Source organism: Cupriavidus sp. UYPR2.512 (assembly GCF_000379565.1).
Lineage (GTDB): Bacteria > Pseudomonadota > Gammaproteobacteria > Burkholderiales > Burkholderiaceae > Cupriavidus.
This window is the reverse complement of record NZ_KB902893.1, coordinates 1-7,681: the sequence shown is the minus strand read 5'-3', so window position 1 is coordinate 7,681 and position 7,681 is coordinate 1. Positions and strand designations below refer to the sequence as shown.

At 61.0% G+C, this 7,681-nt stretch carries 7 protein-coding genes and 2 pseudogenes; all 9 read right to left on the bottom strand.

The window, feature by feature from the left end:
• Positions 1-694 (bottom strand): annotated as a pseudogene (locus A3A5_RS44565) (DNA-binding protein); the annotation flags it as partial.
• A gap of 389 nt (positions 695-1,083) precedes the next feature.
• A complete protein-coding gene (locus A3A5_RS0108945) occupies positions 1,084-2,805 on the bottom strand; it encodes an ATP-dependent helicase (RefSeq protein ID WP_018310256.1) in 1,722 nt (573 codons plus the stop codon).
• Complete coding sequence (locus A3A5_RS38015; protein ID WP_157637164.1) at positions 2,795-2,980, bottom strand: hypothetical protein; 186 nt, start codon at positions 2,978-2,980, stop codon at positions 2,795-2,797. Before A3A5_RS38015 ends, A3A5_RS0108945 begins: the two co-directional genes overlap by 11 nt.
• A 68-nt stretch (positions 2,981-3,048) precedes the next feature.
• Positions 3,049-3,933: a hypothetical protein gene (locus A3A5_RS0108935; protein WP_018310254.1), complete on the bottom strand. Its 885-nt coding sequence runs from the start codon at positions 3,931-3,933 to the stop codon at positions 3,049-3,051.
• A 111-nt stretch (positions 3,934-4,044) separates the two neighbouring features.
• Positions 4,045-4,629, bottom strand: coding sequence for a DUF4400 domain-containing protein (locus A3A5_RS0108930; protein WP_018310253.1), 585 nt, complete (start codon positions 4,627-4,629; stop codon positions 4,045-4,047).
• Between the two features lies 1 nt (position 4,630).
• Positions 4,631-4,876, bottom strand: coding sequence for a hypothetical protein (locus A3A5_RS0108925; RefSeq protein ID WP_232431299.1), 246 nt, complete (start codon positions 4,874-4,876; stop codon positions 4,631-4,633).
• Entirely contained in the window at positions 4,848-5,354 is a 507-nt protein-coding gene (locus A3A5_RS0108920; protein ID WP_018310251.1) for a hypothetical protein, read from the bottom strand. Before A3A5_RS0108920 ends, A3A5_RS0108925 begins: the two co-directional genes overlap by 29 nt.
• A 7-nt stretch (positions 5,355-5,361) precedes the next feature.
• A pseudogene (traD, locus tag A3A5_RS38010) lies at positions 5,362-6,576 on the bottom strand (conjugative transfer system coupling protein TraD); the annotation flags it as partial.
• Between the two features lie 848 nt (positions 6,577-7,424).
• Positions 7,425-7,681 (bottom strand): transposase (locus A3A5_RS38005; RefSeq protein WP_018310249.1); only part of this gene is annotated, 257 nt, incomplete at its 5' end.

Sequence of the window (7,681 nt, the reverse complement as noted above, 5' to 3'; positions counted from 1 at the left end):
GGCCCGCCGTTCGCGCGAGCCTCATCAGTAGGAACAGCGCGGACATCTTTAGCGCTTGATCGCGCACCAGGGGCGCCAGGTCCATAGGCACCGCCCGACCGTCAATCAGCAAAAAGGATCCCCGCCCCGGATGTTTCTTCGTAGAAGACTGCATGGTCTTGTTTACGCCACTCACCGGTGCGATACGTGTAGAGGCTCCGGACTCATCAGAGCGGACCGGAACGTGGACAGTGGACTGCAGCTGCGGGCTGACGATTCCAATGCATCGGAGTAACTTTGCAGAGAACCCGATCCGCCCAACGACCTCGAGCTGGGCCCTGGTGCGCTGCTGCCGTTCACGCTCTATAAGCCCGGCATCTTCAAGCGCTCGATAGACAGTAGCCTCACTGATTCCGAGGTGATGCGCAATTGTTGCCTTCTTTATGAAGGCGAGCGCAGAGGGATCCTTCTGGTTCAAAGTGAAGCGGACGAGCGTGGCCAATACCTGACGGTTCGTGATGTGCAAAGTCCGAAGTCCATCGGACTCGTAGACCAGCGCAATGGCTCTAAGAATCCGCTCGGGCAACCGATCGGCATCGAGCCTGGCTGCCTTGGGTTGCCGGCCATCGGCAGCGATAGGGTTGGGAACTTGCGACGTACCGCCGCATGGTGTTGTTCTTCGGGCAATAGGAAGCCCGTCGAAGCTACATTTCATCTTCGATCAGCGCAAACTTGGAAAGGGAGCATTGACAGCGAAGGCGCGGGCTTCGTACACTTGATCTGTCTTGTAGGTCGAGTCAAGAGGGTTTCGAAGCTTGCAACCCATTTTGCCTATGCCGATGAAAAGCCTGGAGCTGCAACTCCAGGTTTTTTTTCGTCTATGGAGACGCCTACGGGCTCATCCACTCCTCCTTGGATATCCGCGTGGCCACACCGCACTTGTGCCGCAGCGGACAAGTGGAGGATTGGCGCTCAGCGGTCGCGCATTCATTGGCATTCCGATAACGGGATTTCTTGCGCGCAATTCGGACGCCATCCCTTTTTGCACGTGCTTCCGTTTGCAGGCAGCGACCACCGGGTCCCAGCGCCATGTCTCTTGCGGCATCATGTAGCGATCGCCGCATCAATACCTGCCTCCAACACAAATCGAGAGGTCGGATTCTTTTTCGCCATCGATAGACGCAGATCTTCCCGCGCTCTAGTCACCGCCACATAGAACAGCCGGCGCTCTTCCGATTCGATGCTCTTTTCATCGGGCACAACGGTCTCCTCAGCCCGAATGATCCATACCCGATCCCACTCCAGCCCCTTGGAGCTGTGCATGGTTGTAAGGATCAGCGCGTCCGGTGCCGGCTCATTGTTGTCGCGGCGCAGGAACTCCAGCCGGTCGGAGAATGGACCATTGAGTCGGGATAGCACGTCATAGGTCGTGGTAATGGCACGACGGGCAGGATCCGCGTCGGTATACTGCATCATCCATTCACGCGCGCCCTCCAGCACCAGGGAGTAGAACTGCCTGTCGCAGAGCGATCGCCACTCCGCAAGCCGCTTCATGAGTTCACGATAGCGGTCGGCGGACGCTTCCGAGAGACCCAGTTCCAGAAGCTCTTTTCGCTGGCGTTGTTCTGTATTCGCACGGCCCTTGCTGTGCAGGAGCCGGAGTTCTTGAGTTCCAATCCCGACAAAGGACAGCAGCGCATCAACACCGGTACTCTTCGTTTTCTGGACCAGTTCCAGAAGATTGCACATCAGCGCAGCCTCTGGGCGGCTCAGGATCGACTTGCCGGACGCCCGATAATATTTGACGCCATGCGAACGGCATACGGCCTCGACCGGGTCAAGGATGCGGTTGGTACGGGCAAGGATTGCCGCAGACTGGCCGTTCCTTAGCGCCACCGCCAAGTGCTCCATGGCGGCCACTGCCTCGGCATACTCGTCAGGGAAGCGTTGGAACTGAACTTGCCCACCGGGGCCCTTGTGTGCAACCAGCTCCTTCGGAATCCTGTCACGGTTGTTCCGGATGATCCTGTCGGCCGCGCCAAGGATTTCTGCGTGGCAGCGGTAGTTGTTGCCTAGCACCACCGGCTGCGCATCGAACTGGCGAATGAACGACTCCATTCCCCGGAAGCCCAACGCCGAGCGGAAGCCATAGATGCTTTGGTCGTCGTCGCCAACGACGGTCACGATCGAGCCGGCATGGGCGTGCAACGCAATCCACTGGTACTGCAGGGGATCGGTGTCCTGAAACTCGTCGACCAGAAGGTCCGTGAACGGATAGGGCTCGATGGTGCCGTTCTGCATGCCTTCCACCGCGAGTCGCAGCATGTCCTGGAAATCAATCTTTCCATTTCGATCCAGTGAATCCTGGTAGCCGCGGTAAAGGACTTCTTCCGCGCTGCCGCTTTGCACCTGGCCGAAGTTGGTCTTGATTGCTTCGATTGCTGCGATGGCGTCCTCCACCTTCCAGTCCAACCCGACGTCGGAGAGGACCTGGATGAGCAGACCGGTACGATCGCCCTCGGTGGCGATGTCTGGCGTGCCACCGTCGCGCCGTCCCAGCTGCTTATAGGCGAGAGAATGGAATGTACCGGCAAGCAGCCGCTTCTTCGTCGCTGGTCCGGCAAGCGCGAGGATACGCTCTCGAAGCTCGAGCGCGGCGTCTTTGCTGAACGTCACGGCGCCCACGGTAGCTTTGGGCTCCGCCAGAAGCATCGCAGCCTTGGTGGCAATGGTCTTAGTCTTACCTGCACCGGGACAGGCCACGGCGACGCAATGTCGCCGTAGCTTCACGACCTCTCGTTGCGCGGGATTCAGCTCATCCAGCATGCGTGTCACGCTCTGAAGGTTGGACGATGACTTCGATGTGGTCTTCGGCGCCTCGCCAGTGAATGCCATCGTCGTCACGGATGACCAGGTCGCCGGTGCGCTCGCTATGTGCGACAACACGGCCTTCACCGTACGAGTCCAGATCGGTCTGAAACTCGACCCAAGCGCCTTTCATGTTCATATCCCGTCAATCGGTTGATGTTGCAGGGCAGTGGCCGGCCAGAGGATGACCGGCCAACGAGTTCAAATGCCTCTAACGGTCGTCATGAGCTTCAGGTGAGTCATGTAGCTGCGCAGGCCGAGCGGGTGGAATTTGCGCAGGAAGGTCGCGACCTCGTCGTTGATATCGCTCTGATCGCGGATGCCGTTCCAGACCATGAAGTCGAACTGATCCATGGTGCGGTCGAACTTCGCCAGGACGCCCAGCACGCGCATGGAGAAGCGCGAGTACGCCTCGACCGTCAGGTTCAGAGAGGGGAGTGTGACTGTCGGCTCAAACACAATGTCGCTCTTGGCCCGCATCTCCGATTCGCGCTGGCCACGGTACGCTTCCGCCACGCGCAGCTGCTCATCGACGTAGTCCTCCAGGCGCGTCAGTTCGCGCTCGAAGTAGGTTTCGACGGTGGATAGCTCGCCCTTGCCGAACGTGGCACCGCCGAAGCGCCGCAGGTTGATGCTCATGCGATTCATGAACGGCCACCATTGCTCGAACAGCGGGCGCAGGCGGGTGTGGTTGAGCTTGATGGCGACCGGCACGACTGCGGCGCCTGCCAGTTGGCGGGTGAGAATCTGCGCACCGATCTCGCGACGGCGGCGGATGATCGCGGCGCGGTCCTCCGGCTTCAGCTCACGGAACCGTTTGCGTGTGTTGGCGACCTCTGCCTTCTTCTCTTCCGCTTCGTCTGCCGAGATCAGGCCTTCCTTGCGCAGCGAATCGGCCGCCGTTTCCATGTCCACCAGTTCACGCTCGATCGAGCCGTCGTCGGCGCCGTCGATCACGCCAGGGCTGGTGCCCGGCGGGGCGTCGGCCGGTTCCCCGATGGCGGTGTTTGGAGCCACGGCATCCGTGGTGGCGGCGAGCAGTGCGTCGTCCTGGGTGACAACGGCGGTGTCGGTAGTGGTGGTCATGCGGTTTTCTCCTGAATGGACCACCATGGTTGGGCGATCCGCGTTGAATACTGTAGGTAGTGGTGAATGCGAGGGCGCCTACCGATTCACGTGGAACGAGGCAGCCAGACGCTAGGCCAGCACGCCCACGCAAGCGGTGGCGACCGTCCAGACGGAGGCGGGCAGCGAGAATGGCAACAGCAGGGCCGATGCGCTCACGCCGAGCGTAATGAGCAGGCCGTGCGCTGCGAGGTGGAAGCCAACGGGGCTTGCGACCCCTGCGGCCGCCGCGCGGATGCGCCGCTGCACGGCGCCGTCGTTGAGCATGGCGACAGCAAAGAAGAACGCACCCCATGCCCAGTTGCCGGCGACCGCGGCGCGGTAGATGCCGCGGTACATCTCCATCCAGAAATGCTGTATCCAGCCGGCGGCAAGACCGGCCGTGCCGCCGTCGTTGATCAGGCTCGGGTTGGCAGAGCCAGAATAGGAGCGGCGGACCGCGCCCGAGTCAACGAACCAGGCGCGGAAGCGCGCATTGGCACGGCTAGCAAGGCCTTCGGCCCGATCCTCCCCGAACAGCGATGCGACTGTGGCCTGTTCGGCGGGGTCGACTTCGAAATGCCTGTCGTCAGGCAGCATGGGCGCGAGCGTCGCCAACAGGACAGGCATGACGATGAGCCACAGACGCAGGTGCGATACGAAACGACTGTTGCTCATGTCAGCGCACCAGCGCGTGCAGGGCCAGGATCGGAATCGCGACAAAGGCGAGCAGCCCGCCCCAGAATTGGGCAGGACGGGTCTGCTCAAGCTTCACCATCGCCATGGCAAAGGCGTGCCGGCCCTGGGCGAACCGCTCCGGTACCGGCGCATCGGCATCGTTCGCGCGCACCCATGCCCGCATATCCGCGACCTCCGCGGGGGCGAGGCCGGAAAGCTTAGCAATGAGCGAGTTGGCCACAGACATCGTATTCCTCGAAATAGCGGCGGAAGGTCGGTCCCTTGAGGACGCGGGCGGCGAGCTGGAAGGCCGCGCTGCGCGGCGTGATGGGCTCGGGGCAGGGCTCGTCAACCATGCGGCACACATACCCGGGCGCCTGCCGGCCTTCGAATAGCGGAATCGGTTCCAGAAAGGGCGCCCAGACGGTGTACTTCTCGCCCTTGAAGGCGGCGTAGCGCTTGGCGTACAGCTCGTGCGCGCGGCCAAAGAGGCCTCGCATGAAGGCGACGTTGCCATAGCCGTCCTTGCGTTCGGCCTTATAGCCGGCGAGGGCGTCCATCAGCATCTCCTTCACCAGCGGCTCGTCGCGCACAATGAAGTTCAGGCCGATGAAGTCAACGAGGCGGGTGCAGACGTCATCCAGCTCTGGGAAGCAGATGAAGACGGGCGACAGTTTGGCCGAGAGCTTGTGCTCTTTGACGATCTGGCGAAACAGGCTGGTCATGTGCGAACTATCCTTCGATGATGGGGATGCGGCCCTGGTAGACAGCGCCACCGGAAACCCGCAGGAAATATTGCAAATTGGGGAGCTGGGTAATCAGGCGCACCGGGATCAGGGGCACTTTCTCCAGCTGCCGGGAACGGGACACCGATCCGCTGAATTCGCCCACGTGGGCCTCACTGCCGGTGCTGGTGGTGCTCGATTGGACGATGTTGGTGATGCCGGTTTCGCCCACCTTGTCGGAGAACCACTGCGCCGTGTCGGTGTCTTCCAATCGTAAGATGATCTGGTTGTTGAGGTTCGCCAACACCTGCAGAATTTTTGCTGCGTTACCGAGATTGGCCTCCAAATCGGACCGGCTCTGGAAGGCAACAAAGGCCTTGAAGCCCGCCCCGCGCCCCTTGTTCAGGATCTGGATCACCTGCTCGTTGATGGCCTCGGCCACCTCGTCGATGATGAGGACGACACCGGGCGGCTTGTCGTAAAAGTTGTAGATCGTGCCGGCCACTGAGGCGATGTCGGACAGGATCATCGAGGCGATGGCCTTGGCGACGATGCTGTTGGACATGGAGTCGAGCCCGACGCACAGCACGGCCTTCTGCTTGATGATCTTGTCGATGTCCCAGATCTCGCGGTCATCTTCGAAGTCATCGGCCTTGGGCGCGAGCATCAGGCCGGTCTCGCCGGTGGCCAGCATCTGCAGCAGAGGCAGCGCGGAGGCGATGATGCGCATGTAATGCTCGCGGTCATGCGTGAACGTCGAGACCAGGCCGTCGATCGATTCGTGAGCGCGCCCGACGTTGGCGAAGCGCTGCAGGTAGAGCTGCACCATGCCGTCGAGGAGCGTCGCATCGCTCTTTTGCCCGAGCTTCTGCATGAATCCGTTGACCTCATCTTCCCAGTCGGCCATGCCGGATTCGGGGAAGAAGCGCTTGAGGCACCGTTCCAGCAGGCTGTTGATGCCGGACTGCGCATAGTTGAGGATCGAGCGCAGGTTCGGCTTGTCGCCTACATACAGTTCACCCTTGACCGCCCGGTCAATGAAGAGGAAGGCGAAGTCGCGGAACGGCCCTTCTTCCATCAGCTGGGCGATGCGGCTCGGGATCTCCGAGGGCTGCGACCAGTTCTCCAGCGGGTTGAGGCGGATCGACTCGGACGGCGCGGCCTGCTTCCAGTACAGGAACTTGCGGCCGGTGCGCTCGCATTCCTTCTTGACGCGATCTTTGAGGTCGCGCCGCGCAAAAATTGAAGTCCCGCGCGACAAAATCGCGAACGAAGGTGGAACAGTAGATGACGACGGCGCGCGAGTCCGTCTCAGGCACGATCTTCGCGAGGCGGCCATCGCTGCCAAGGCGCAGGATAGGGCGCAAGCCGGCGGCTTTGCGGCGGGCTGCGTCGTCGTTGCTGTTGTCGTTGCTGTTCTCGTCCGGACCCGGGACGCTCCCATCATAGTCAGGCGTGGCCATATCCATTTCGGCGTTTACTCTCTCGCCGCAAATTGTCAGCCAGGACCGCATGGACGCTTGCCGCAAAAGCTATATGAAATTCGCAAGCTTTCCGGGGCATGCAAATTGTGGCGTCGATGCATAATCCAATCACACCTCGCGCCTCCGACGCATCGACCTGACTCCACCGCGAGTCCACTGCATTTCTCAAGTCGTGCCCTAGCGCATGCGCCGACCGGTTGGCTACCGGTGTGGACATTCCATTGTGATGAGCAACTTCGCCGTCTGCTCCCCATCTATCATCCGTAATACGCGTCCTTATCAGTGCTGCTTCTGCGCTGTGGACACCGTTCGAGCTCGGGACCATGTGGCGTCTCTCTCTCTTGGCCCCTCCTGGGCAGAACGGCCGTCGTCGGCTGATCCGTGAACCTGCGGCGAACCACGTGTTCTAAATGGGTTGAAGTGCAGCGTGACCATGCTGCACGAGGACGACTTTACGTCCTCAAGTAGAGCATGCGCATTGGCGCACAGCTCCCTGTTTGCCACGCCCCCGGAAGGGGCGTGGCAACGGGTTTTCCTGCGAACAAGCTCGCTTCCGCATTGCCGGAGCGGGCTTTTTTTGGGTTCGTCAGGAAAAAGTGTGGGTTGACGAAGGCTCAGGAAGATTGCCAAGTGCATGATATAGCGCGATTTCCGTCGCCCTGAAGGTTCGGAATCCGTACGATTTTCTCATGGTGACTTTGGCCTTGTTGTTCAGGCCCTCGACGNCGCCGCTGGAGAACTGCTTGCGGGCACGGAAGTAGTTGAGGATCAGCTCACGGTGGGCACGCACGGTGCGGGCGAACTTCTTCATCGGCTCGATGCGCGAGCGCATCACCTGCGTAC